Source organism: Bifidobacterium sp. ESL0764, assembly GCF_029395515.1.
Classification (GTDB): domain Bacteria; phylum Actinomycetota; class Actinomycetes; order Actinomycetales; family Bifidobacteriaceae; genus Bifidobacterium.
The window spans coordinates 159,415-184,896 of the sequence record NZ_CP113919.1 but is presented as its reverse complement, the minus strand read 5'-3'; the positions used below and the strand labels follow the sequence as shown (position 1 = coordinate 184,896).

General features: G+C 58.6%; 18 protein-coding genes. 8 read left to right on the top strand and 10 right to left on the bottom strand.

Annotated elements, in window-relative coordinates; all coding sequences use genetic code 11:
- Window position 1 precedes the first annotated feature (1 nt).
- Window positions 2-775, bottom strand: a complete 774-nt coding sequence (locus OZX71_RS00590) for an aldolase/citrate lyase family protein (protein ID WP_277160116.1) — start codon at window positions 773-775, stop codon at window positions 2-4.
- A gap of 98 nt (window positions 776-873) precedes the next feature.
- Window positions 874-2,100: an L-rhamnonate dehydratase gene (gene rhmD / locus OZX71_RS00585; protein WP_277160115.1), complete on the bottom strand. Its 1,227-nt coding sequence runs from the start codon at window positions 2,098-2,100 to the stop codon at window positions 874-876.
- 193 nt (window positions 2,101-2,293) lie between these two features.
- Here rhmD and OZX71_RS00580 point away from each other — a divergent pair, with 193 nt between their 5' ends.
- The 4 genes from OZX71_RS00580 to OZX71_RS00565 all read left to right on the top strand — a co-directional run bounded on the left by OZX71_RS00580 (window position 2,294) and on the right by OZX71_RS00565 (window position 6,861).
- A complete protein-coding gene (locus OZX71_RS00580; RefSeq protein WP_277145878.1) occupies window positions 2,294-3,091 on the top strand; it encodes an SDR family oxidoreductase in 798 nt (265 codons plus the stop codon).
- Between the two features lie 185 nt (window positions 3,092-3,276).
- A complete protein-coding gene (locus OZX71_RS00575; protein WP_277160114.1) occupies window positions 3,277-4,293 on the top strand; it encodes an amidohydrolase family protein in 1,017 nt (338 codons plus the stop codon).
- A 254-nt stretch (window positions 4,294-4,547) separates the two neighbouring features.
- Complete coding sequence (locus OZX71_RS00570; protein WP_277145880.1) at window positions 4,548-5,783, top strand: ribonucleotide-diphosphate reductase subunit beta; 1,236 nt, start codon at window positions 4,548-4,550, stop codon at window positions 5,781-5,783.
- 112 nt (window positions 5,784-5,895) lie between these two features.
- Window positions 5,896-6,861 (top strand): LacI family DNA-binding transcriptional regulator, encoded by a 966-nt coding sequence (locus tag OZX71_RS00565; protein WP_277145882.1) that lies wholly within the window; start codon window positions 5,896-5,898, stop codon window positions 6,859-6,861.
- A 114-nt stretch (window positions 6,862-6,975) separates the two neighbouring features.
- Here OZX71_RS00565 and OZX71_RS00560 read toward each other — a convergent pair whose 3' ends face one another.
- The 3 genes from OZX71_RS00560 to OZX71_RS00550 all read right to left on the bottom strand — a co-directional run bounded on the left by OZX71_RS00560 (window position 6,976) and on the right by OZX71_RS00550 (window position 12,402).
- Window positions 6,976-9,375, bottom strand: a complete 2,400-nt coding sequence (locus tag OZX71_RS00560; protein ID WP_277160113.1) for a glycoside hydrolase family 2 TIM barrel-domain containing protein — start codon at window positions 9,373-9,375, stop codon at window positions 6,976-6,978.
- 45 nt (window positions 9,376-9,420) lie between these two features.
- Window positions 9,421-10,704, bottom strand: a complete 1,284-nt coding sequence (locus tag OZX71_RS00555) for an MFS transporter (protein WP_277160112.1) — start codon at window positions 10,702-10,704, stop codon at window positions 9,421-9,423.
- A gap of 297 nt (window positions 10,705-11,001) precedes the next feature.
- Window positions 11,002-12,402 (bottom strand): putative ABC transporter permease, encoded by a 1,401-nt coding sequence (locus OZX71_RS00550; RefSeq protein ID WP_277160111.1) that lies wholly within the window; start codon window positions 12,400-12,402, stop codon window positions 11,002-11,004.
- A 389-nt stretch (window positions 12,403-12,791) separates the two neighbouring features.
- On the opposite strand from OZX71_RS00550, the gene OZX71_RS00545 reads away from it, so the two are divergent.
- The 4 genes from OZX71_RS00545 (at window position 12,792) to OZX71_RS00530 (ending at window position 18,818) form a co-directional block, all read left to right on the top strand.
- The gene (locus OZX71_RS00545) at window positions 12,792-13,103 is read left to right on the top strand and encodes a toxin (RefSeq protein ID WP_277145887.1); all 312 of its coding nucleotides are present in this window, start codon (window positions 12,792-12,794) and stop codon (window positions 13,101-13,103) included.
- Window positions 13,100-13,468 (top strand): hypothetical protein, encoded by a 369-nt coding sequence (locus OZX71_RS00540; protein ID WP_277160110.1) that lies wholly within the window; start codon window positions 13,100-13,102, stop codon window positions 13,466-13,468. Before OZX71_RS00545 ends, OZX71_RS00540 begins: the two co-directional genes overlap by 4 nt.
- Before the next feature lie 176 nt (window positions 13,469-13,644).
- Window positions 13,645-16,248, top strand: a complete 2,604-nt coding sequence (locus OZX71_RS00535) for a YhgE/Pip domain-containing protein (RefSeq protein ID WP_277160109.1) — start codon at window positions 13,645-13,647, stop codon at window positions 16,246-16,248.
- On the top strand, window positions 16,245-18,818 hold the full coding sequence (locus tag OZX71_RS00530) for a YhgE/Pip domain-containing protein (RefSeq protein ID WP_277160108.1): 2,574 nt from the start codon (window positions 16,245-16,247) through the stop codon (window positions 18,816-18,818). The genes OZX71_RS00535 and OZX71_RS00530 overlap by 4 nt, the downstream gene beginning before the upstream one ends.
- A 257-nt stretch (window positions 18,819-19,075) precedes the next feature.
- On the opposite strand, the gene OZX71_RS00525 is transcribed toward OZX71_RS00530, so the two are convergent.
- From OZX71_RS00525 to OZX71_RS00505, 5 genes are all read right to left on the bottom strand, one after another.
- Window positions 19,076-19,867 (bottom strand): ABC transporter ATP-binding protein, encoded by a 792-nt coding sequence (locus OZX71_RS00525; RefSeq protein WP_277145891.1) that lies wholly within the window; start codon window positions 19,865-19,867, stop codon window positions 19,076-19,078.
- A gap of 56 nt (window positions 19,868-19,923) precedes the next feature.
- Window positions 19,924-21,597, bottom strand: coding sequence for an FtsX-like permease family protein (locus tag OZX71_RS00520; protein ID WP_277160107.1), 1,674 nt, complete (start codon window positions 21,595-21,597; stop codon window positions 19,924-19,926).
- Between the two features lie 7 nt (window positions 21,598-21,604).
- The gene (locus OZX71_RS00515) at window positions 21,605-22,990 is read right to left on the bottom strand and encodes an FtsX-like permease family protein (protein ID WP_277160106.1); all 1,386 of its coding nucleotides are present in this window, start codon (window positions 22,988-22,990) and stop codon (window positions 21,605-21,607) included.
- Window positions 22,991-23,005: 15 nt separating this feature from the next.
- Complete coding sequence (locus tag OZX71_RS00510) at window positions 23,006-24,280, bottom strand: Fe-S-containing protein (protein WP_277160105.1); 1,275 nt, start codon at window positions 24,278-24,280, stop codon at window positions 23,006-23,008.
- A 343-nt stretch (window positions 24,281-24,623) separates the two neighbouring features.
- Complete coding sequence (locus tag OZX71_RS00505; protein ID WP_277145895.1) at window positions 24,624-25,271, bottom strand: iron transporter; 648 nt, start codon at window positions 25,269-25,271, stop codon at window positions 24,624-24,626.
- Window positions 25,272-25,482 lie beyond the last annotated feature (211 nt).

The following is a 25,482-nucleotide window of genomic DNA, read 5'->3' as shown; positions in this document are numbered from 1 at the left end:
ATTACTTGTATTGCGCGAGCGCAGCGTCAAGGCCGTGCACATAGACGTCGGTATCGCCGGCGACCGCGATGAAATCGGCACCCCACGCGAAATACTGCTTGGCGGTGGGCGCGTCGAAGGCGAGCGAGCCGATGGCCTTGCCATGCGCCTTGATGACGTCGAAGGCGTGATGGACCTCGTCGCTGATGGCGGCGGCATCGTCGGGATGGCCGAGCGAGGCCGAAAGGTCGGCAGGTCCGATGAAGACGCCGTCGATGCCCTCGACGCTGGCGATCTCTTCGATATTGCCGAGCGCCTCGCGCGATTCGACCTGTACGATCAGGCAGATCTCGCTGGCCGCGTCACGCATGTAGTTCGGGATCATGCCCCAACGCCCGGAACGTGCGATGGAACCGCCGACGCCGCGGATGCCCTTGGGCGCGTAGTTGACGGCCTTGACCATCAGCTCGGCCTGCTCACGGTTGTTGACCATCGGGATCAACAGCGACTGAGCGCCGATGTCGAGCACCTGCTTGATGCGCACCGGGTCGGCCGCCGCCGGACGCACGATACACGGGGTGTCGTAGCCCTGGCAAGCGCGAAGCTGCGCCTCGATCGTGGTCAGGTCGTTCGGGCCGTGCTCGCCGTCGATGAGCATCCAGTCGTAACCGATGCCCGCGGCGATCTCCGCCGACGTGGCGGATCCCATCGCGACCCACAGACCTTTGAGCTGCTTGGGGCCGGGCTGGCGGATCGCCGCCTTGAACGGATTATGTTTCAATTGCTGTGTAGCCATGATGTTCCTTCTCTCCATTCACACAAACCCATGGCCGCCGAAAGAAACCACGGCGATACGCGCGGTACCTTTGGCAGCCATGGGCTGGCACGATTCGATTAATGCTTGAACGGACGCTCGAGCGGGCAGTCGCGGTTGAGTTCGACACCAAAACCGGGCTTGTCCAATTCCTCGGCGGTGATGATGCCATCATGAGGCACCGGCTCGCCGATCAAAATCGGGTCGAACTGCGGACGGATATGGTCGGCCTTCGGAGCCGTCATCAGCATCTCGCTGAACGGGGTGTTGGTGAAAGTGATCACGGCGTGGTGCGAATAGACGGACGAGCCGTGAGGCACGACCAGCTGGCCGTGGGCCTTGGCGACCGCCGCGATTTCGCACAGCGACGTGACGCCGCCGCACCAACCGACATCGGGCTGCAGGATGTCGACACCCGCGTCGGAGAGCTCCTTGAAGCCTTCGAGCGTGCCGGTGTGCTCGCCGGTGGTCATCAGCATGCCCGCCGGCATCACGCGCTTCAACTCGCGGTAGGAATCGATCTGGCTGGCGGGGAAGCATTCCTCCATCCACTTGAGCTTGTACGGCGCGGCCGCGTGGGCGAACTTGGTGGCGTAATTGACGTCCATGCTCATCCAGCAGTCATACATCAGCCAGAAATTGTCGCCGACCTTCTCGCGCATATCGGCGAGCGTCGCAATGTCTTTTTCAATACCCTCGTCACCGAACGCCGAGCTCCAGTGGGTCGGCATCTTGCCGCCGATGAAGCCCATTTTCTGGGCCAAATCGGGCCGTGCACCCGTGGCATAGAAGTGGATCTCGTCGCGTACCGCGCCGCCGAGCAGCTTGTAGACCGGCATCTTCAGGACCTTGCCGTAGAGGTCCCACAGCGCTAGATCGACGCAGGAGACGGTGTTGATCACCACGCCGCCGCCACCGGAATAGAAGAGCGTGGCGTTGAGCATCTGGTCGTGGATCAGCTTGATCTGGTCGACGCGCTTGCCTTCCACGAAGCGCGAAAGGTGATGCTCGACGATGAAGCAGCCGATGGCCCCGGCCGTGGAAATCGCGAAGCCCGTGGTGCCGTCGCTGGCCTCGACCTCGACCACCAGCGTGCCCAGCACGTTGAGGCCGAAGCTCTGGCGGGACTGCTCGTATTCGGGGTATTTGCTCATCGGCGTGGCGATGTGGTCGTCGATCCAATGGCCGGGCCCTTGGTCGTGATAGTCTCCGCCGCCCTGCCCGTGGACCTTGGCCGCAGCCCCACCCATGGAATAGGCGTGGATCGCGGTAATCGTGGGCATCTTCAATGATGGTGCCAATGTCATAGCGATTCCTCTCCGTTAAAGAAAAAACAGTGCCGATATCCAGATTATCGCGCGCATATATTTGTCCCTATATATGAAACATCGTTCCAAATATGGTGAAATAGGATATATACAGGATTTTTGCGCACCTCGATTGCGCTCGGCAGCCGTCGCCCGCGAAAGTCCGGCATCGTCAAGCAACGAAGGAGTGTTCATGACCAGCAATTCTTACGATTTCAATGGCAAAGTCGTCATCGTCACCGGCGGCGGCACCGGCATCGGCAAGGCCGTCACGCAAGGGTTCCTCGACAACGGCGCCACCGTAGTGGCCGTGGGCCTGCGCAAAGATCCGCTCGAAGACACCGTAAAAGGCTACAAAAACGGACATATCCACATCACCGACGTTTCCGACCACGCGCAGGTCAAGGAACTCGTGCAATCCGTCGTCGACGAATTCGGCCACCTCGACGTGGTCGTCTCCAACGCGGGCATCTTCGAGGGCGGCGAGGTGGAGCACGTCTCCGACGAAGTCTGGCACAAGCTCTTCTCCGTCAACCTCGACGGCCTCTTCTACCTGACCAAGGAAGCCTTGCCGCACCTGATCAAATCGCACGGCAACATCGTGGTCGACACCTCCGTTTCCGGCCTGTACGGCGACTGGGGGCAGACCGCCTACAACTCCACCAAGCACGCCATGAACGGCTTCGTGCGCTGCGTGGCCCTCGACTACGGAGCCAAAGGCGTGCGCATCAACGCTTTCGCGCCCGGCTTCATCGAAACCGACATCAACAAAGAAGTGTGGAGCGACCCCGAGCGCGTGGCGCCCTACACGCAGCGCGTGGCGCTTGGGCGCACCGGACGGCCCGAGGATTGCGCCGGAATCGCGCTGTTCCTCGCCTCCGACGACGCCGCGTACCTGACCGGCCTGGTCGTGCCCGTCGACGGCGGAACTACGGCCGCTACCGGGCAGGGCCGCAATTCCTACGAGAACGACACCCGTTCCGTATTGTGAGATACTCGGCTGTCAGCTTGTCCTGATTCCGGCAAAGTCCAATCAGGACAAGCTGACACCCACTTGGTCACCAGAGAAACGGCAGCCACGTTCCCAACGATATCGGCACGTTGGCCGTATTCGGCAAACAGCAATACGATGGCCCTTATTATTTAATACAATTTTCATGTCAAGGGTGACGTCAAATGAACACTTCATATGAACGCGACAACTCAAAAAATCCGGAGCCAGCGGGTGAACCTGCGGTTTTCAGCGAAACCGTGACGGACCGTCTGACGACGATCATTCCGGAGACGCGAGCGCAGGCCACCAAGCCCCGGCCCTTTATCGACACACACGTCCACTTGATGAAAGCCTCGCTCTACTCGTGGTTCAATCCCTCGAAACCCGCGACATTCGAGGGGCCGTGGGACCCGCTGTTTACCATGGGCGACTTCACTGCCGACAAGCTGGCCCAGGAAGCCGAAGGCACGCCGATAGAGCTGAAAGGCGCGGTCCACATCCAGGCGAACGCCGACGACTCCATCGCCGAGATCGAGGCGGTGGAGGCCATGGCCGCACGCTCGGCCTGGCCAATCAGAATCATCGGCGGCGGCGACCTGAGCGACCCCGATATCGAAAGCCTGCTGGAACGCGAGGCCGCATTCGCCGACGTGCGCGGTGTGCGGCAAAACCTCAACATCCACCCACATCCGCTCTATGCCTATGTCGACAAATCCTATATGGACGACCCGCAATGGCTCAAGGGGCTGGCGCTGCTGAACAAGTACGGCATGAGCTTCGACATGCAGCTTTACCCCACCCAATTCGCACGCGCCTGCGAGGTCATCGACGCCAACCCGGAGACCGCATTCATCATCAACCACGCGGGCATGTGGGCCGACCGGGATCTCGCCGGATGGCAGCTTTGGAGCAAAGGATTGCGAAATCTGGCACAGCGCGATAATTGCGCCATCAAGATCTCGGGGCTGGCCTCGCTCGACCACCGCTGGACCTTGGAAAGCATCAAACCCATCGTCTATACGATTCTCGACGCTTTCGGCACCGATCACGTCATGTTCGGCTCGAATTTCCCCGTCGACAAGCTGCACGGCACCTACGGTGACATCGTGCACGGCTTCGCACGCTGCGTCGAAACGCTTTCCGAACCCGAACAAGACGCGCTGTTCGTTGACAATGCGAAGCGTTGGTATCGTTTCTGAAACATTCTGAAACAGTTTCGCAAGTCCGTAGAAGGATTTTGAGGCATTTCCAGAACAATTCCGAAAGAGACTTTCATAAATGATCGGAACAGTTTCGGGAGTACTTGACGCATTTCCGAAAAGGATTTTCGAAAAGGATTTCTGCACTATTCTACGGACATCATCTCTTGCATCTTTCGCTCAGCGAATACGGGAGCGGGCCTCGGTAATCTAGAAGGCAGAACCCCTTTTGTTGATCTATGTAAGGAACATCCATGCCCTTCACCGCTATGAACTGGAATCTCGCCGGCGCCAACGCCGACGCGGACCGCGACGCCTTCAACGCCATGACCGCGAACCTGTGGACGCCGGAACAGGTTTCGCTGGCTGACGACACCAAGGATATTCGCGGGCTGGGCGATGCTCAGCGGGTTGCGCTGAGCCGCATTTTCGCGGGCCTTGCCGCAGTCGAATCGCTACAGGCCAGCGGCGCGACGAGCGTTCTGAGCACCGACGCCGGCAAAGGCAGCGACCACACCGGTATCGGGCAGGCCGTTTTGACCGCCATCGCATTCGGCGAATCCATCCATACGAAAGCTTATTCGGCGCTGATCGCGGCGCTCGGCAATAACGACGGCAATAGCAGCGACAACAACGACACGCAATCCCCATTTGCCTGGACCGAGCAGAATGAATCGATGCAGGCAAAGCTGCAACTGCTCAATGATGTATATGCAACTGATTTGAATATTCCAAACGTCACTGTTTCCGGCGCAGCGGAGCAATCAAACCAAAACGCGGGCACTCCCGCCAATTCGCTGGGCATCTCGTCACCGGACGAGATTGCGACACCAAACTCTTCGGCTTCAGATTCTTCAAGTGTTAACAACGACAATTCCGGCGCTGGGAGTACCCCCGACCTCGGCGCGCTCAAACGGCTCGCGGCGGCCGTGTTGGCAGAGGCTCTGCTGGTGGAATCCAGCTTCTACCTGCCGATGTGGCTTTCCAGCCGAGGGGCAATGACGAAATCCGCCGATATCATCCGCCTGATCAACCGCGATATCGTCACTTCCAGCTCGTACCTCGGCTCCGTTTACCAGCGTAAGCTCGAGCAACTCGACGACAGCACCCGCGAGAATATGCGCCAATACGTTTACGACCTGGCCAACAACCTCTATTTCGCCGAAGAGGACTACAGCTACACCTTGCCATACGCCGACCTCGGCCTCGACGACGACATCGAGAAGTTCCTGAGCTACAACGCCAACAAGGCACTCTCCTACTTGGGATATCCCGCCCTGTTCCCCGCCGAGATCAGCCAGCCGAACCCGGCCGTCACCGACGAGCTCAACGATATGGAATCCGTGATGTCTGCGCTCAAATCCGGCAGTCTGTTCGCCGGCACCGGCATCAACTCCACGGGCACCGCCGCCACTTCGCCTTCGTCTTCGACCGGCGCCACCGCGGCCAACACCGCCGAAGAAACGAACGACGACGACTGGGACTTCTGAGTGACTACAGCGGGGATTGCGCACGACCGGGCCACTGCCGTCTTATGCGTCGTCCTCTTTGCTGTGAAGTAATATAAACTTGAGAAAAACACCGATTCGCGAAAAGGACAGCATGACAGTAACCAGTACCGACGTTGCGCGTGCTGCAGGAGTCTCGCGAACGACCGTAAGCTACATCCTGAACGGGAAAGGCGAGCAGTTCACCGAAAAAACCCGCAAATTGGTGAAGAAGACGGCCAAGGATCTCGGATATCGCCCGGTCGCTGCGGCACAGACCCTGGCCCGCGGATCCAGCAACGTCATTCTGACGCTCATCCCTCTTTCCCCGAACGTGGAATTCATGGCGATGATGTCGCAATTGGCCCAGCGGCTTTCCAAGGAATCACAGACATTGCTGATGATGCCTCCCGCGGTGTCGGCCAAAGATTTGGAATACACCGTCCAGACCGTGCGTCCCCGCCTTTTCCTCGCGGAGACCCACCTGACGCCGGCGCAGCGAAAAGTACTGAAGAAAGCCAAGACACCGTTCGTGGACGTCGCCGCCGAAACCTCACGCAAAGGCGGCATGAACTGGCGCATCGGGCAGCTGCAAGCCGAGCATCTCAGCGCTTGCGGTATCACGCAATTGGTGTATGCACGCCTCTCCACCGCAGAAAACGACGTCATACAAAAGGCTCGCCAGGCCGGCTTCTTCGCGAAATGCGACGAGCTGGGGTTGCCAAAACCGGTTACCGTCACCGTCAACCCGCAATCAGACCTGAACATCGACATCATGCGGTCGCTGAAAAAACATGCCGGCATCGCTTGCTATAACGACGATACCGCCGCGGCGATGCTGGGCGCCGGGCATCTGATCGGGCTCAGCGCACCGGACGATTTCGCCATCATCGGCGTCGACAACACCACGATCGCGCTGCAGACCGATCCCCAATTGAGCACGATTGCCACCAAAGGCGAGATATTGCCTCTGATCGACACACTTCTTTCGATTCCCGAGAATTCCGGCGATTACACGACCTGCAAGAATCCGAATCTCACGGTCATCACCCGCGGCACGACGAAAAGCGGACTCGCGTAAACCAAAAGGCGCTTCCAAGCCGATACCTTGCATATCAGCTCGAAAGCACCTTTCAAGTTGCCTTGAAAACCGGGGCTTCGATTGGGTTTCGATTGAACTCCGATTAACGCCGCATCACGATAGATCCAGCGTCGCCTCAGGCACACCCGGCGCGGACACCGCAATCCGGCAATCGCCCTCGCCCGGCCTTACAGCCGCCAAAGCCCTGCCTTCATAGGTGGTGCAGCTATCGGCGAGGAAGGATTCCTCGGTCACGCTCCGGCCGGCGCCCAAGCCTTGCAGTGTCCCGTCGAACACGGATACCGAAATGTGAAGGTCAGCGTCTTGGCAGACCTGCCCATCGGCATCGAGCACGGAGATTTCGACCAGCTTGATGTCGTCGGCAAGTTCCCGATGCTCCGGCGCGAAGGCGGAAAGCCGCACTTCAGCCGGCTTGCCCGTGGTCTTCAGCTGCGTCTCACCGACTTTTTCGCCGTTACGGTAAGAAATCGCGCTCAGCGTTCCCGGCAGGTAGGGAATCACGGCTTTCGCCATATAGTTCCTCTCCTCACCCACGCTGGCCCGCGCCTTTTCCTCGCCGTTGAGGACGAGCGCCACCTCGTCCGCATCGGCGTACACCTCGACGGTCACCGGGGTGTTCTCCGCGATATCCCAATTCCAAGAGGCTTTCGCGTCCGACCACGACCAACCTTGCGGCACGGCCGGATTTTCGGCGTGAGCGGGGTCTTCGACGGCGATATAAGGAGCTTTGCGCAGCCCGAAAACAATCTCGCGATAATACGAAATCGGCTGCCGGACACCGATGATGTCGATGTCGCCGCAATTGCCCGTCAAGGCCGGATACGGTGCCGCGAACGGCGCCTCTTCGCCGGGATACTTGGGATTGCCGAGTCCCGTCTCACCCAAGTAATCCCAGCCGGTCCACGTGAAATCGCCCAAGACATACGGCAACTCGCTGACCAAGGCCCACAGCCTGTCGATTTTCGACGGGAAGGTTTCCGAGCCGACAAAAATACGGTTCGGATGCGTCTTGTGGTCCTTCTGATAGCGGAGCTCCCCATAGTTGAGGCCGACCACATCCAACGCGCCGGCGGTCTCCTCTATCACCGCACCGACCTCGGGACGGCCCATCAGCTCGTTGGTGGCGTCGTCGGTGGAAAGAATCGCGTTGAATCCCTGCTTCTCGCTGCCGGATTGTGCGACAATCCTCATCAGCTCGTCACGGGCGGCCATGGCACCGTTGATGGCGGAGGTCACGAAACGCGTGGAGTCAAGGCTGCGAACCTCGTCCGCCAGCAATCTTGCCTGACGTGCGCCGAAACGATCGCCGCTCTCCAGGATCTCGTTGCCGACCGAATAGAGGATGACGCTCGGATGGTTATAGTCGCGAACGACCATGGCATCCGTGTCTTGCCGCCAATTCGCCTCGAAACGACCGGAGTAGTCATCGGCGTTTTTGCTGTAATGCCACATGTCGAACGTCTCGTCCATCACCAGCATGCCGACCCGATCGGCCGCTTCGAGCATGGCACGGGACAGCGGGTTATGCGAGGAACGAATGGCATTGAAACCGGCGGCTTTGAGCAGACGTACACGCCGCTCCTCCGCGGCGTCGAACGTCGCGGCGCCCAGAATCCCGCTATCGGGGTGCACGCAGGCACCGCGCAGCTTCACCGGCTGCGCGTTGATGCGCAGGCCGTGGCGCGGGTCGAGTTCGAGGGTGCGGAACCCGAACTCGGCCGACGCCTCGTCGAGCGCGGCATCCTCTTCAAGGACCTTGGCTTCCAGCCGATACAGGTTCGGATGCTCCACATCCCACAGCGCAGGATCAGCCACATAAAGGCGCTGGTGCACACCCGCCGTTTCGCCGGCGAGAATGGTCGCCTTGGTGCGTTCCGTGTTGCACACCTTGCCGTCCGCGGACAGTATGGAGGTCTCCAACGTCACGGTCCGGGTCGTCACCGAATCGTTGACCACATCGGTATCGACTTCGACGGTGCCGTCGCCGCCGCAAACAGACGGCGTGACGCGCGGGCCGACAGCGGTGATATGAACGAGGTCGCCGACGAGAAGGTTGACCGGACGAATCATTCCGGCGCCCGAATACCAGCGCGAGTCCCGATGGGCACGGCACTCGACGGTGATGGTATTCGTCTGTCCATAGTCGAGATAGGGGTTTGCGGGAATGTAGAAACGCGAATACCCGTAGGAATGCTGCCCGGCATATGCGCCGTTGATATATACCATCGCATCTCGATAAACGCCTTCGAATTCGAAAACGACGCGTTTGTCGGCCCACTGCTCAGGCACTTCGAACGACTTCTTATACTGCCAGGCCCCCGACGAGAAATAGCCGACGGACGAGCCGTCCGAGCCGTCCTTCGAACGGCCACCGGCAAGCATGGCGTCATGCGGCAATGTCACCCGCTGCTTATTCTGGTCTCCGGCGGATTCAAAAATCGAGCCGAGCGGCGCGAACAGCCAATCGTCATTGTAGGGTATACGTTTCATCATGTTCCTTCCTCATGAAATCGTCTGGTGAAAGCGAACGAAAGTCCGTCACTTAAGGCCCTTGACGAAACAAATGGTGATAGCGGCCAAAATGCAGAAGACAATCATCAGGACAAACGGCCAGGTGTAGCTGCCGGTCGCACCTACGATCGCACCCGTCACGGCCGGAGCCATGACCTGCGGACCGGCATTGGCGATATTCATGATGCCCAAATCACGTCCGGCGTTGGCGACGTTGGGGAGCACGCGGCTGGTCAGCGCTTGGTCGACGGCCATATACGAGCCATATCCCAAACCGATGAAGGCGGTCGCAATCCATGCGCCGGTCTTGCTGGGGACGAGCCAATACACAAAGCCGCCAGGCACCATGATCAACGTCGAAGCGCCGACGAACAGCGCAAGATGGCCCACTTTATCAGCGATGAACCCGCCAAGCGCGGACGCTATTACTCCCAGGACCGTCGAGAATCCGGTCAAAGAGACCATGAAGGCCGAAGCCTTGTTGATGTCGCCGATGCCGATGTGGTCACGAAGAATATAAAGCTGGAACGACATGATCACGAAATAGCCGAAAACCATGAAGAAACGAGCGATGAAGGTCCACCAATAGTTGCGAGCCTCCTTGAATCCGGGGAGCAGTTTGCCGCCCTTGACGGCTTTCTTGTCGGTTTTCACGCTCGCCGTCGGCACCGAGATATCCTTGGTGGTCCATGCGAAAATCTGCGTGATCGCCAGGAAGATGGCGCAGATGAACACATAACCGTTGAAGACCTTCGGCGACAATCCAGCCAAGGCGACACCGATAAAGGAACCGACCATGTTGGTGCTGCCGAGCAGGCCGGACATGAATCCGCGGTTCTTCACCGGAACACGCTCGGGAAGCACGGTGGTCAACGCGGCCTGCACCGAGTTCAGAGGCCACATCATCGCCGCCCAGGAAATCGTGAGCAGCAGCGTCGAATGAATCTGCGATTGGAGCATCAGGCCGATCACGCCCACGATGCCGGCGCCGAAAATCCATACATTACGACGCCCGAGGAACTTCACCTTCGTATGGTCCGAAAGCCAACCGACCACCGGCTGGGATATCACGCTCGAAATCGAGGCGATCGAGGTCACCGTTCCAAGTGCCGCGGCGGAAGCGGCCGCCCCCGGCACGATGGCCGCCACCTGTTTGCCGAGCAGCACCTGCATCACGCCGCCCCACACCATGAACATCGCACCGTTGGCGATGGGGTAGATGAGCCACAGCCAAGGGCTCATCGTCGCAGGCCCGTCGTCTCCGCTGCGGACCGCTGTCGAGCTTGTTGAACTTCCATGTTCGTCCGTCATTGAATCTCCTTCCAACTTCATTGTCGCGAAAGTATTGCGTCACGCGATTTCTATTGACGCGCGTCACTGACGCGTGTCAAAACAGCATCATATGGCTTTCTTTTGTCTGTGTCAACTTATTACCGGTTCAACGCCGTAAGTAAGGTTCCGCATGTTGAAGCTGCCAACGTCGTCTTAAACCAATTTGAACATACAAATACTGAAAAAATACCGTATTTAGGCCGCTGCAATCGCATCAGCGAATCAAATATGGCAACACCAGGGAATCAGCGCACCAAGGGCGGCAAGCGGAAAAGCTTATGCGCGGCCGGACCACTTCGGGTTGATGCTCATGGTCTGGAAACGCTGCTGCATCACCGAGTCGCCGAAATGTTCGCCGAAGAAGCGGGCGACCGGCGAGGTCTGCGGCAGGCCGGCGATACGGCCATACCAGCTGTCCAGCGCCATCAGCGTGACCGCAATGTCGATAAGCATGAATACCAGCGCAACGGCCGTCAGCGCGTAACGCCACTTCCACGGGATGAGATTGATGAATTTCAAGATCCTCGGCAGCAGTTCGCGCAACCAGATCAGGCCCGCCAACCCCCAGAAAACCATGTACTTGCCGCTGGTCTTCCCGCCAAAAAGCGGCAGCCAGTCGTTCGAATAGTTCCACGCGATGATGCCGAACGCAATCTGCATGAACCACGCCACGAACGCCTCGAACAGTCCGCCGATAATCGCGCTGGAGAAGAAAATCAGGACGGCGTTGGCGTGCCAGAGGCGGTTCAGGCACATCGTCAGCACCACAACCCCGAAACCGTAAATCGGCGAGAACGGCCCCCAAATCAATCCAGCGCGATCCTGCCACTCGTTGAAGAAGATGAGATGGTAGATTTCCTCGACAATCAGCCCGCCGACGCAACCGACCACGAAAAGCCAGAACACGTTGAAAACATTGAGTTCGACGTAGCCTTTGCCGCTCGGGTCACGGCCGAGCATGCCGGAGCCTTTGGCTTCAAAGTACTCGTCACGCTCGTCCATCCGCTTGAGTTTGCGCTGCACCGCACGTTCGCCGATCAGCGCCGGGTCGAGCGCGATGGCGAGCGCCACCAGAATCGCAATCTGAACCAGCGAAAGCCCGACACCGATTCCAAGCCCTTGCAATGCCAACGAAAGCATGCCCTGAGCCACGGTCAGCCCCATCAACACGTAGGCCCATTGCGCCGCATGTTTGCGCATATTGCGCAGCAGCATGACGCCGAACACGATGAGGGCGGCGGCGTTGACCAGCGAGACGACAGCCTGCGTGCAGGTAAGCAGGAACGTCAGGTCCAGCGCATCGACCTGAAGTCTGCCGGCAAGAAGCTCACGGACACTATCGAAAATCGCAAAGCCGACGTAGGGCACACCCACCAATCCGGTAAATAGCACGAGCACGCCGTAAATCCGACCGATAAGCGTCAGGTGCTGACTCGCCTGATTTGCCAGATTATGCGAGGCGCCACGCACCCCTTCGGCAGCTCTGGTGGCCGAATGCACCACAGCACCCGCGGCGGAACCGGCGACCTTGCCAAGTGCTTTCGGCGACTTGCCCCGAGCATCTCGCGAAACGGGCATTGTGGTCGATCGGTTCACACGTTCGGTATCGGAGTTGCCAGAATTACCGGAATTACCGACATTGCCAGAATTATCGAAACTATCGGAAGCAGCTTTCATCGCCCCGCTCCCCTCATCTCGTTCAACAAACAGCCATCGCCTATTCTCTACAAGGCTACTCGCCGCAGCGCCCGCAACCAAACGAAGCGCCGCATTATTCCAAGACCGAACACGACATCATAACGGCAGTTTGCCTCACCAAGTTTCCCGCAATCTCCAAGACAAAGCGAGCATCGATATATTGTCGGTGCCCGCTTTTGACGTTCCAATGCCATGCGCCAATACACCATGTTGTCCACAATTCCGTCGATAAGCCAGCCACTTATCCCCTTATCCACATTTCTCTCTTTTCCATTTGCTTTCAAGAACTGTTCTTGGTTTGCTTGACGCACCAGCGGCCCGCGACGAATGCAGGCAAGAACCAAAACCCGTCTACAGAAAGGAGCGACGTGTCTTTTGAAAACGATGAAAATAGTCCAGAAGCATCCGATGGATTTATGTGGTACAATATTCAAGTATTTCCGCTTCGCTCAGCTTTTAAGCACGGCGTGAGCGAAGAAGACATGCGTCATGTTTTTGAACACCCGAATATGGTAATAGATCCAAAAGAAAGTCCAGCCAGAAAATTGTACTTAGGATTTGACACCATCGGCCGACCATTGGAAGTGATAACAATGATGGTAAAAGGCGGAGAAGCCATCATACATGCTATGCCAATGCGGAAGAAGTACATCTCTGGACTTGAGAAAGGACAATTATGAAAGACGGAATACTTGATTTTGACGACTTTCCACCAGACGTGGCAGCAGACTTGCGGGCTGCTGCCGAGGAGGCAGAACGCGGCTACACCGACGAGCAGCTACGTCACGCCAAAGTCCGCTATCCGGGCCATCCGCTGCTGACCGCACGAGTGAATCTGAGCAACCGTATCATCAACACCGTCACCGACCACCGTCGCCCAGGGCGGCCGCTGGCCGTGGGGAAAACGCGCGCCGACAGCGTGATCCGCGTGCGGCTCGACAGCGCACGCAAGAACGCGCTCAAAACCTATATGAAGAAGCACCACATCACCAATCTGAGCACCGCCGTCCGGCAACTGCTCGACATCGCCCTGTCCGCCGAATGATTCTGCCCGCATTTACACACATTGCGCTCATGACAGAAGATTCCGGGGACCGAATAGGGTGATACATCGGATGCGGTAACTCATCCTGTTCAAAACCGGCAGATATAACAACAACCGTCGGCAGTAGAAAAAAGAAACCTGCATCCGAATCGTCATCAACTTTCAAGGAGCCTGCTATGAGCAATGTGCTGGCCATCGTGCGACGCGACATCGTGCGCCTGTTGCGCGTGCCGGCCGCGTGGGTGGTCCTCTTCGGGCTCATCTTCATTCCCCCGCTCTACGCATGGTTCAATATCGCCGGGTTCTGGAACCCTTACGGCAACACGAACGGCATCGAGGTGGTCGTGGTCAACAACGACCGCGGCACCGACTCCAAAGCCATCGGAAAGATGAATATGGGCGACCAGATCGTCCGCCAGCTCAAAGGCAACAAGCAACTTGGCTGGGAATTCGCCGACCAACACGAGGCCATGCAACGCGTTCAATCCGGGGAAAGCTACGCCTCCATCGTCATCCCGAAAGACTTTAGCGACCGTGTCGCCGGCGTCATCGAGGGACGCAACGCACGTCCGACACTGGAATATTATGTCAACGAAAAGGCCAACGCGCTGGCCAGCCGCATGACAGACACCGGCGCCTCGACGGTCGACAGCCAAGTCAACGAAACCTTCGTTTCCACCGTGAGCTCGGTAGTCTCCGGCATTGTCAACAAAACCGATACCGACATCGATGCCAAAGCCGATACAGCCACCGCCAGCACCCTCGCCGACCTCAACAAGGCACAGCAATCCGTCACCGAGATACGCGGCAATATCGCCGATTTGACGACGACTCTCAACGGCGTTCCCGACAAGACGAAGACCGCCCGGAGCACGCTTGACAAAACGCAGAAGACCGGCGCACAGACCTCCAAACACCTCAAAGATGTCTCAGCGGCAATCGGCAATACGCAAAACACCCTCAATGATTTCAACAACAACGCCGGCGGCACCCTCGACCAAAGCTCGAGCCTGCTTTCACAAGCCAGCGCGAACGCCAACATCGCCATCAATTCGTTGGCGGCAGAGCTTACGAAAGCCAATGGAGACGTGGGTTCGGCACTGTCTACGGCCCAACAGATCAACAACGACACCGGTAGCCTTATCAACCGCCTGGAGGCGGCAGGCGCGCCAGGCAGCTCAAGCGTGGTCACCGACCTCAAGGCGCAGAACCAGCGCCTCGGCGATTCCATCAACGCCTTGAACGACCTCAATTCCAGCAAACATCTCGGCGCGACGGTTTCCAACACCGTCTCCGCGGCCAACGGCATCAACGCCTCCACGCAATCGGTGTTGAACCATGCCGCGAGCGCCAGAAAAACCATCGCAACCGGGGCATTGCCTCAGCTGAACAACGGCCTCAACGGCCTTTCGACGGTGGCCGCCACATCTTCGGCCAACCTCGCTTCGCAAGGCTCGTTGATTACGCAATCCACGCTCGTGCTGGACCAGCTTGACCAAGCCGCTGCCACGGCGGCCAAAGCCCTTGCCGGCACCGACAAAGGTCTGTCGAATCTGCAAAGCCATCTCTCCACACTCACCACCGACATCACGGCTCTTTCCAGCTCCTCCGCGCTTTCCAGCTCCGGAATCCTGGCGAAATCCGTGGGCGGCAACGGCAAGCTCGATGCGGCGAAAATCGCGGATTTCATGCTCTCGCCCACCGTTCTCGACACGAAAGTGGTCTATCCGGTCACCACGTACGGTTCCGGCATGGCACCGCTGTTCACGAACCTGACGCTGTGGGTCGGCGCGTTCATGCTGGTGGTGCTGATGAAGCTGGAGGTGGACGACGAAGGACTGGCAAACGAACCCACACCCGGCCAGCGCTATTGGGGGCGCTGGATTCTTTTCGCACTGATCGCCTCAGTGCAAGCCATCGTCACCGTGCTCGGAGAGTTGGTCATCGGCGTGCAATGTCACAACGTGCCGATTTTCATCATCACCGCAATGCTCGCCTCAATGGTATACGTCAGTATCACCTACGCGCTCTCGACTTCGTTCATGCATGTCGGCAAGGCGCTGTGCGTGGCGCTGGTCATCGTTCAGATTCCGGGCTCGTCGGGCATGTACCCCATCGAAATGATGCCGAAATTCTTCCGCGACATGTACCCCTACTTCCCGTTCACCTACTCCATCAACGCGCTGCGCGAGACCATCGCGGGCTTCTACCATGCCGACTGGTTCATCAACATGGGCAGGCTCATGATTTTCGCCGTCCTGTTCTTTATCCTCGGGCTCGCGGTCAAGCCGCATATGGGCAATCTGCAGAGCCTGGTCGACCGTCAGCTCAAAGCCAGCGGTATCATCACCAACGAACCCGCGCTACACAAAACCCACGAATACCGGATTTCGCAAGCCCTGAGCATGTTGGCAGACAAAGAGGAATACCGCGCCGGCATCGAGGAACGCGCACGGAAATTCGCTCTGCTCTACCCCAAGCTCATGCGCGGGGCGCTGGCTTTCGGCATCGCCATTCCGGCGGCCATGGCCATCACCTTCTCGCTGACCACCGGCACCAAGGTGATTGCGCTGGCCGCGTGGGTCATCTGGTTCCTTGCCACCATCATTTTCCTGGTTGTCGTCGAATCTATCCGTGACAGCCTCGCCCGTCAGGTACGCCTTGGCAATCTTGAGGACGACGCCGTACGTTCGTTGCTCTACGAACGCCAGCGACCACGCGGCAAGAAGGCACAGGCAAAGGTCCTTCGAAGCAACACGATCGGAGGCGACCAGCGATGAGAACGATCTGGAGCCTCTTCCGCGGCGACTTGCGGCGCATGACCAGCAATATCATCTCGATCATCATCCTGATGGGGCTGGTCGTCATCCCCGCGCTGTTCACGTGGTTCAATGTCACCGCAAGCTGGGATCCGTTCGGCAACACGAAAAACCTCAAATTCGCGGTCGCGAGCGTCGATGATGGCTATTCCAGCGATCTGATGCCAGTGAAAATGAAACTTGGCGACCAGGTCATCGGCCAGCTTCGTGCCAACAGCCAGCTCGACTGGACGTTCACCACTAAAGACAAGGCTATTGAAGGCACCAAGGCGGGCACTTACTACGCGGCGGTCATCATTCCCAAGGATTTCAGCCGCAACATGATGACCTTCTTCTCCTCAAACGCCAAACATGCGACGCTTGAGTATTACACCAATGAGAAGAAGAACGCCGTCGCCCCGAAGGTCACCGGCCAAGGCGCCGACCAGATCTCCAAAGAGGTCAACGAGATGTTCGCGAAGACCATCACCAGCACCGCGCTGAGCGTGGCGAACGGACTTTCGAAGCAGCTCGATTCCTCGGACGCCCGCGGTCGCCTGACCACATTCAACGGCAATATCAACGATCTGGCCAGCCAGCTCAACGATTCCGCAACAAGCGTGGACGCCTACGCCAGCCTTATCGACGTCTCCCAGACCCTGCTTTCCAGCTCTTCGGCCCTGCTTTCCAACGCTTCGAACGATGCCGGCAAATCATTGCGACAGCTCAACAAGGCAGCCGGCAGCGTCAAAGACGTTTCGGGTGCGCTCAACACCGCAACTTCCACGCTTTCTCAGGCTTTGAACGCCAGCAGTTCAGGAAACGCGACCATCGGCACAAGCATCGGCAACGCCTTCGACAGCGTCGGCAAATCTTCCGCCGACGTTTCGGCGACGCTGCGCAAACAGGCTGGGCTCATCGGCGAGCAGGCGGCGCAATATCAGAAAATCCGGGATACGTTGGCCGGGTTGCCGGCGGCCCCGACCGACACACTTGCCACTCTTGATAGCATCATCGCAAAGCAAAAGGCTCTGCAAACCGCTCTGGACGCTTCGGCCAACGACCTTGAAGCGAAAACCGACGACGCGGCACGGCAACGCGAGCAAATCATCGACCTCGCCAAGCAATCAAAGTCCGCCATCGACGGGCTCAACGCCGACCTTTCCGCAACCTTGAAACCCCAAATCGCAAACATTACCGCGTCGCTTGCCTCGGTTTCCGGCACACTGAGCGGCACCGGCACGGACCTCAACAACGCCGTGACCGCGCTGAACGACACCACCAACCAGGCCAGCGGCAAACTCAAGCAGGCGCAGGCAACGCTCAGCGGCACCTCCGCCACGCTTTCGGCGGCCAGTGGCAAGCTGACCACATTCAGCAGGCAATTTACCGATGCGCTGGACAGCGGCGACATGGCCAAAGTCAGGAAGCTGCTTTCCGATGACCCCGACAAGCTCGCGGCCACGCTTGCCGCACCTGTCGCGCTCAAACGCAACGCCGTGTTCCCGGTCGAGAATTTCGGCACATCGCTGACGCCGTTCTATACGTTCATTCCGCTCTGGGTCGGCTCGCTGCTGATCGCGCTGACCATCAAAACCGACGTTTCACGTGAAACAAGACGCAGGCTAGGCGAGATCGGCTCTGGCTGGAGCTGGTTGCGCAAACGACAGCGCAGGTATCAGCGTCAGAAGCGACGCAGCTCCGAAAGCAGGGCCGGCATCGGGGCCGAAACGTCGCCTGCCGTTCTTTCCTCTGCGACTGCTGCCAGCATGGCGCAAAACCATGCCACAGACGTTGCTGCACTTGCCGGAGACGGCAATGACAGCGGCAGCAACAGCACGCTTGAAGACGTACTGTCGGCGAATCCGGGAACCCCAGACGAGGCCAATACGCTCGTTCTCAATCATCCAATCGACGCCGATAACGAAACCACACAACGGATGGGCGTAACCAGAACTAACGTCGATACCGCGCCCCAGACTGTTGCAGAGCCTGTCTCGCCAGATGACGAATCCGTCCCCATCGACGACGCCGGACGCCTTTTCACCGAACCGAAACCCTACCAGCTTTTCCTCGGTCGTTTCGGCATCTTCGCTTTCATCTCGTTGCTGCAGAGCACCTTCTCCTGCGCCGGCACGTTGCTCTTCCTGCGCGTCCACGCCGTCCATCCGATGCTGTTCATGCTTTCCGGATGGGTTTCAGGGCTGGTCTACGCCTTCGTCATCTATACGCTCGTCGCCTGCTTCGGCACCATCGGCAAGGCGATGTCGGTAATCGTGCTTGTCATGCAGATTTCCGGTTCTTCCGGTACCTACCCGTTGCAGGTGCTGCCGAAATTCGTGGCGGTCATCAATCCGTTCCTGCCGGCCACCCACTCGATCCAGGCCGCTCGCGCCGCCATCGCCGGCATCTATCAGAACGATTTCTGGATCCAGCTAGGTATCGTTCTGATCTACGCCGCCGTGATGCTTGTCATCGGCCTGCTCATGCCGAAGCCCTCGAAATTCAACACCTGGTTCTCCAGCCAAATGGAGCGCACCAAGCTAATCTAAAGCCCCGAGACCAAACCATCAGTACCAATCCCAAGCCTCCGAAATCTCGGCCATCGATATCAGCAGCTCATCGAATCTTCTGAATTGGCAAGGCACCCGATACCGTCCGGCTTCTTATTCCAATATGATCCTGGCACCATTGTCGGGAAAAAAGGTGGCCGGACCGGTCAACGCGTCAATACCTCGTATCGGCTCTGACAGACAAATACCCGAATACTATGTATTGCCATAGACAGCGCAATTCCAGCCGATAGCCGTCAGCCCTGCACCTTGGCGGCCTTGGTCGGGTTGACGAACGAAATCGGCGCGTCACCTTGCTGCGCGCCCTCGACCTGCGCACCCGTGGAAGCCGGCTTGCCTCCCGCAGCCTCGTATGCCTCGCGCGCCCTGTCATCGTTCCACTGCTCGCCGACCAGAATGCCGTGGTTCAGCATGATCTCACGCTGCGCACACGAGGCGACCAGCGCATCGTGCGTCACGACGATGATGGTCGTGCCCTGCTCGTGCAGCTCACGGAAGAGGTCGAGCACGATCTTCTCGTTCTTCTCGTCCAAATTGCCGGTCGGCTCGTCGGCCAAAATGAGCTTCGGATGGTTGATCAGGGCGCGGGCGATGCACACACGCTGCTGTTCGCCGCCGGAAAGCTCGCTCGGCAGGTGCTTCGCGCGGTCCTTCAGCCCGACGTGGTCAAGGGCTTCAAGTGCTTCCTGCTCGTCGACCACCGAATGGTAATACTGTGCCACCATGACGTTCTCGACGGCGGTGAGATGCGGCACGAGGTAGAACTTCTGGAAGACCAAGCCGATGACGTTCTTGCGCACGTCGGCCAGCTGGGTGGCGTTCAGATCGTTGAGTTCGCGGCCCTCGAGCGTCACTGAGCCCAACGAGGGCGAGTCCATGCAGCCGATGATGTTCATCAGCGTGGTCTTGCCAGACCCGGACGAGCCGACGACCGCGAGCCACTGCCCTGCCGGCACGGTGAGGCTGAGGTCATCCACCGCGTGAAGGTCACCATAGATCTTCGAAATATGATCAAGTTCGAGCAGCATAGCCACTCCTTTCAATAGTTTCTTACACTGTTACGTTTATTTCCGCAGGACTTTCGTCATTCTTCCTGCAGCACGACGGCCGGATCGATCCGCACCGCGTTGCGCACCGGCGGCAGCGACGCAAGCACCGCGACCAACATCGCCACTACCACGGATGCGAGCGCCAACGGCCAGTTGAGAGAAAGCTTCTGCCCGAAAACGGAAGCGCTCAACGCGCGCGCGAGCACATAGCCGATAGCTGTGCCGAACAATCCGCCAATCAGCCCATAAAGTGCCGCTTCAACGGTGAATTCCACCGCTATGTTCCGTGATGAAGCTCCAAGCGCCTTGCGCAGACCGATTTCGTTGCGACGCTGAGAGACGATGGACGAAATCGTGGTCCCGACGCCAACGAGCGTCAGCACGAGCACAACAACCGTCACAATCCAGAACAAGGTCTGCAGCATCGTGATGATGTGGACGTTGGACGAGGTGATTTTCGTGACCTTCTGCGCCTTGGCATTGAGCGAGGCCTTCTTGTTGATACTGCTTACGAGACTGCTCAGACCAGCATCCGACGTATCGACCGAAAATTCGACCACATCCGCCCCACGCTCAAAGCCGGTGAGCTTATCGACGTCGAGGTTGTTGGCATAGACCATGTCATCCTCGCTGCCGCCGGTGTCGACGATGCCGTCCACGCGGAATTCCGCCCCGCCCGCGTTGGGAGCCGTCGGCTTCCATTCGGCGAGTTGGACGAAACCGGAATGATTATCGGCATTGTTGACGGCTGAATCTGTCGAATTCCATTTCACGAGGTTGACGGAACCGGGGCTTACGACAGACATCTTCACACCTAGCATGCTTTGCGTGTTCGTAACCGCCATATCCATATCCGACATATCGGGGGCCTTGGCCTCCGCCGATATGTCGCCCAGCGCCTTGCCCAGCTTGTCCTTCACCGTCGCGTCAGCCATACCCTGCCGTACATCACCGGCATGCGACGAATCGGACATCTTCATGCCCTTCATGTTTTGCATGTCATGACCTGACGAATTGCCGTTTGCCGACGCGGTTGAGCCGGTGCCGGAATCGCCGGTATCGCTGCTACCGCTAGTCGAGCCGTTCGAACCCGAGCTTCCATTGCCCGAACCAGCGCTACCGGAACCATTAGAACCATTGGAACCATCAGTTCCGCCAGTCGCGGCGGCCACACTTTTACCGGGGCTGTATTTGATGGTGATAACCGAGCCGATCTTGGCGTCAAGCTTCGTCGCCGCGTCGCGTCCGAGCATCACCCCGCCGTTCGACGGCCACTTGCCCTCTACGCTCCAGTGATGATTGAGCGCCTTCACATCGTGCGGGTCAATGCCCGCCACCACGAACGGCAACGAGTTGATACGCGTGTTCTCGTACCGATACGAAGCCGAGCGCTCGGAACCGGCGTCTTTGACCGCAGTATTCAGCGATGTAACACTTTCCCGGTCGAATCCGGAAGTTGCGGCATTGGCGCCGTCGGAACCTTCAACAGCCTTTCCACCGACGGTCCTTTGCGTCGGCGTGACGATCAGATTGGCACCATAAGCCCGCATTTCCTCGTTCATCTGCTGCGGCACCGCCACACAGATGGCGGCGAGACAGAAGAGCGTCGCCGCACCCACCAGGGACGCGACCACGGCCATCAAAGCCCGCGAGCGCCGCCGAAACACCGCGCTGAACAGCATACGGAAGAACATCTGTCGATTTGTCATTGAATGTTTACCTTCCATGCAGCACCTCCGCAGGACGCAGGTGCAGAATCGAACGGATCGAGGAGAACGAGGCAATCAGAATGGTCACGGCCAAAAGCACGAATACCAGCACGAATACCATGGGCCGCATCGCCACTCCCGAGCCGAAAACGACATGCCAGATCACTTGTGCGAGCACCGAGCCGAGCCCTGCACCGACCAATCCGCCAATCAGTGAAATGACCGCCGTTTCGGTGAGCATCAGCCTTGAAACCGCACCGTCCGTCGCGCCGATAGCCTTCAAAAGCGCCAGTTCCGAACCGCGCTCACCGATTGAAGATGCCATGAGATTGGCCACGGCGATGGCCGCTGCGATGAGGCTCAACGCGGTCATCAAAATCATCACGGCCTGTGTCTTATGCAGCACGTCGCCCTGCAACGCCGCCACCTGCCGTACCTGCTTGGCAACGGCCCCGGGCATGACCTCCTCGATCTGATAGGCGATTGAAGACGGATAGGCGATTGAAGACGGATAGGCCGTGCAATACCAGGTCTCCCACTCCTCCTGGCTCAGAGCCGCCGGATCTTTCTCGGCCTTGCGAGCCAACGCGTTCTCGGGAGTGGTGAGCGCCTTGACCTCGATTTTGTCGATGGAATCCGGCAAATCGGAGAGCCTCTGAGCCGACCACGAAGGAATGTACAGACCGCTCGAATCATTGTCGCCCGAATCGAAAATCCCGACGATCCGCACGCGCTGGCTGCGATGCTGTCCGTCCGCCGCCGCCTTGGAAATCGTAACGGTCTGCCCGACTTTGGTATGGGTGGCACCGGCCAGTTCCTTGCCCATCATCCCCTGAACAACGCCGGCTTTGTCGGTATCGACCGAGGCCGCTACGACCTTGCCGGTTCCCGCAGCCCCCGTTCCATCCTTGGCCCAAGTCCCGTCGATCTTCCACCACGAACGCATGCCCCTGACCCCGGCGACCACGCTTTCACCGGTTGCCAGCGGCACTTTCTTGGAAAACCACGTCCCCGTCACCGGCACATTTCGCCCGTCGATCGTGGCGTTCACGTTGAGTTCCGGCGCAAAATCGGTGATGTTGAACGCCCAGAACGTCGTCTTGATGCTGGGCACGTCCGATTCCTTTAGGAACGAGGTCGGGTCCGCGGTTTCGGCACCATTACCCGCGTCGGCGGTATTGTACAGATCCGACACCACCGCGTCGGCCTTGGGACGCACCACGATATTCGAGCCGTACGTCGACAGTTCGGCATTGAGCTTGTCGCCCACATCGAAGACGACACCGAGCATCGCCACGCAGATTGTGGCCGACAGGCATACGGTCACCGCAATCAGCAACCGCCGCTTGAGCTGCCGTGAAAACGAGCGAAACACCATTCGTAACAGGAACATCGTTACCTCGATTCCTTATTCCTTGAAATGCGACGACAGCGCGTCGAGGTCGGAGGTGTGGATGGTGATCTTGCCGTGCGACGCCTCGAACGGGAACGGTATCGGGTTGCATCCGCCCTTGAAGCCGATGGTCGCCACGTTCATCTCCACTTCGCAACGCTTGCAGATGATCTTGCCGTCTTTTTCGTAATAGCCCGCGTCGCCGCAGGTCAGGCAGGCGTCAAGGCCGACGCCGTAGGAGCCGCCGTTCTTCTTGATGATGATGAAGCGCATCACCGTGCCGTCCTTGGCCTTGTACTGGAAGCGGTGCAGATGGCCATCGTCCACCTTGCTGAAGGCGATGGTGGCGATGCCGTTATGCTGTGAATACCCTTCCGGCGGCGAAAGCGAAGGCTGTTCGTGGACTTTGGCGACACCGGCCGTCAGCGCGATGGTAACCACAATCATGGCGATGAGGCTCCAGACACCTGCGGCCTTGGCACGGCGACGGAACGCCTTGTGCTCGCGGACCACGGCATCGTTCGGTCCGGTGAGCGGCTTGCGGAAGCCAGCCACAATCGAGGCGATGACGGGGATGATGAAGACCAGCACCGAAGCGATGACCAGTTTCATATCATTATTCGCCGCTAGAATCAGCACATTAAATGCAGTTCTATCGAATTCGACGAACATCATCGACATCAGCAGCGAGCAGAGCTGTGTCAGGTGGCGAATCAGCAAAACCAGCAGCATCAGCATCGAAGCCACCAGGAAACTGCCGCGCACGGCGGTCGTGCGCATGGTGCGGAAAATGGCCGCCACCACAACGGCCGTGCCGATACCCAAGGCGAAGCCGAGCGCGCGCAGCAGCATCTTGGAAGTGAACGGAGATTCACCAGTCTCCACAAAGCTGGTCAGCTGCATGAAGACGTCCTGCGAGGCGAAGAACGTGGCCAAGGCAATGCCGATCGCAGCTATCGCATTGGCCGCATGCAACCGAACCGGATGCTTGTGCCAGTCGTGCACAAGCCGTTTCGAGCGGGCCATAATCGCCAGAATGAGCACATCACACACCACACAGCCAATGAGTACCGGCAGATTGACCCCGGAGCGCCGATCGACGATGACCAGCACGCGCAACACCGTAAAGATCAATGCCGCCACAATCCCGACGAGCAGCCCATAAAGCCGCCAACGCCGGCTCACCGGCCTATCGCGCCCCTCGCCCACGCCAAGCAGCACGCTCAACGTCATCACGAGCAGCGCCGGCGCCACCATCCCCGGCAGCGCCCCCACAAATTCCTCGAGCATTTCTCGAATCCTTATCCTTGCCAATCATCACAACTCGGCAGTTTGCAACTCATCATTAAGAGATCAATGATGCGGTTCATACCAGTTGCTTTACAATATGGCGAACATTTACCTCGGAATAAGTTGAATTCCCTAAGTGGTGGAGGAAGGGGACATGCTTGCTGAGGAGTAAAGCTTGGCCTAAGCAAAATCAGAGATTTTGCCTTCGCGCTCGATACATCGCGCTCACCTCGCCTACGAGAAGCCCACAGGGCTTCCCGCTTAACGGCTCAGCCGGTAAGGGTTCCGAAGCAAACATATCCCCCTCCTCCACCACGTCAGTTATCATTCCGTTACAGCAGTCTCACCATTGATGCACGACGTAGTTCCAGTCGAAGCTCGCCACGATCGGCTTGGTCCAGAAGCGCCCCTTGACGCCGGTATCCGGGTCGACGTGCAGCGTCCAGCCGTTGGTTTCGGGGCTGTAGATGGTGTAGGTGAGCTTGTACTGCCCGGCCTTGTCGAGCTTGATGTTCGCGCCGTAGTGCGGCCCGTCATCCGCGTTCATCTCCATGAACGTGCCGTCCTGCTTGTTGTTCGGGTCGTTCTTGTCCTGGATCTGGTACTTGACGGTGAGCTTCGGGATGAAGTCGCCGGTGCCATAACCCAGGTTGTTGTCCTTCAACGCGTGGATGTCGGCCTCGAGGTGCAGGTTCGACTCGGCCGCGGAAAGTCCCATCCCCTGCGGGTACATATCGACCGGCTGGAAATAGACGGTCGCGATGTTGAGCGGGAAGATCTGCTGATCATGTCCGATCGGAATCTCCTCGAACTTCGCACCGTTGCTGTTGGCCTTCTTCTGGGCGCTCTGCGAGGATGACGAGCCAGCCTTGCCCTTGTCACCCGAGCCGGAAGCGGAGCCCGAGCCGTTCGACCCGCACGCGGCCAACGAGAACGCGAGCGCCCCGGCGACCACAGCGGTCAGCAGGCCGGTCAGTTTGCTTTTCTTCATTGTTTTCTCCTGTTTATTTTGTAATGGTTATTACTCTGTTTTGTTTCTGTCCGCAGTTGTATAAGACGAATCCGGCAACCGCTCAATCAATACGTGCCAAGCCATATCGCAGCTTTCCCTGTAAGGGGAATATCCGTCATCTGTCGAACGTCTATGTGTGCCGAACGATTTTGTTCACCGCTTGCTCCCGGAACCGTTGGAGCCGGCATCA

Excerpts from the sequence above, each read along its gene's own strand:
- rhmD (WP_277160115.1), bottom strand. The coding sequence starts at position 2,100 with ATGACATTGGCACCATCATTGAAGATGCCCACGATTACCGCGATCCAC.
- OZX71_RS00540 (WP_277160110.1), top strand. The coding sequence starts at position 13,100 with ATGAAAGACGGAATACTTGATTTTGACGACTTTCCACCAGACGTGGCA.
- OZX71_RS00505 (WP_277145895.1), bottom strand. The coding sequence starts at position 25,271 with ATGAAGAAAAGCAAACTGACCGGCCTGCTGACCGCTGTGGTCGCCGGG.
- OZX71_RS00515 (WP_277160106.1), bottom strand. The coding sequence starts at position 22,990 with ATGTTCCTGTTACGAATGGTGTTTCGCTCGTTTTCACGGCAGCTCAAG.
- OZX71_RS00580 (WP_277145878.1), top strand. The coding sequence starts at position 2,294 with ATGACCAGCAATTCTTACGATTTCAATGGCAAAGTCGTCATCGTCACC.
- OZX71_RS00525 (WP_277145891.1), bottom strand. The coding sequence starts at position 19,867 with ATGCTGCTCGAACTTGATCATATTTCGAAGATCTATGGTGACCTTCAC.
- OZX71_RS00520 (WP_277160107.1), bottom strand. The coding sequence starts at position 21,597 with ATGACAAATCGACAGATGTTCTTCCGTATGCTGTTCAGCGCGGTGTTT.
- OZX71_RS00510 (WP_277160105.1), bottom strand. The coding sequence starts at position 24,280 with ATGCTCGAGGAATTTGTGGGGGCGCTGCCGGGGATGGTGGCGCCGGCG.
- OZX71_RS00530 (WP_277160108.1), top strand. The coding sequence starts at position 16,245 with ATGAGAACGATCTGGAGCCTCTTCCGCGGCGACTTGCGGCGCATGACC.
- OZX71_RS00555 (WP_277160112.1), bottom strand. The coding sequence starts at position 10,704 with ATGACGGACGAACATGGAAGTTCAACAAGCTCGACAGCGGTCCGCAGC.
- OZX71_RS00570 (WP_277145880.1), top strand. The coding sequence starts at position 4,548 with ATGCCCTTCACCGCTATGAACTGGAATCTCGCCGGCGCCAACGCCGAC.
- OZX71_RS00565 (WP_277145882.1), top strand. The coding sequence starts at position 5,896 with ATGACAGTAACCAGTACCGACGTTGCGCGTGCTGCAGGAGTCTCGCGA.
- OZX71_RS00590 (WP_277160116.1), bottom strand. The coding sequence starts at position 775 with ATGGCTACACAGCAATTGAAACATAATCCGTTCAAGGCGGCGATCCGC.
- OZX71_RS00535 (WP_277160109.1), top strand. The coding sequence starts at position 13,645 with ATGAGCAATGTGCTGGCCATCGTGCGACGCGACATCGTGCGCCTGTTG.
- OZX71_RS00550 (WP_277160111.1), bottom strand. The coding sequence starts at position 12,402 with ATGAAAGCTGCTTCCGATAGTTTCGATAATTCTGGCAATGTCGGTAAT.
- OZX71_RS00575 (WP_277160114.1), top strand. The coding sequence starts at position 3,277 with ATGAACACTTCATATGAACGCGACAACTCAAAAAATCCGGAGCCAGCG.
- OZX71_RS00560 (WP_277160113.1), bottom strand. The coding sequence starts at position 9,375 with ATGATGAAACGTATACCCTACAATGACGATTGGCTGTTCGCGCCGCTC.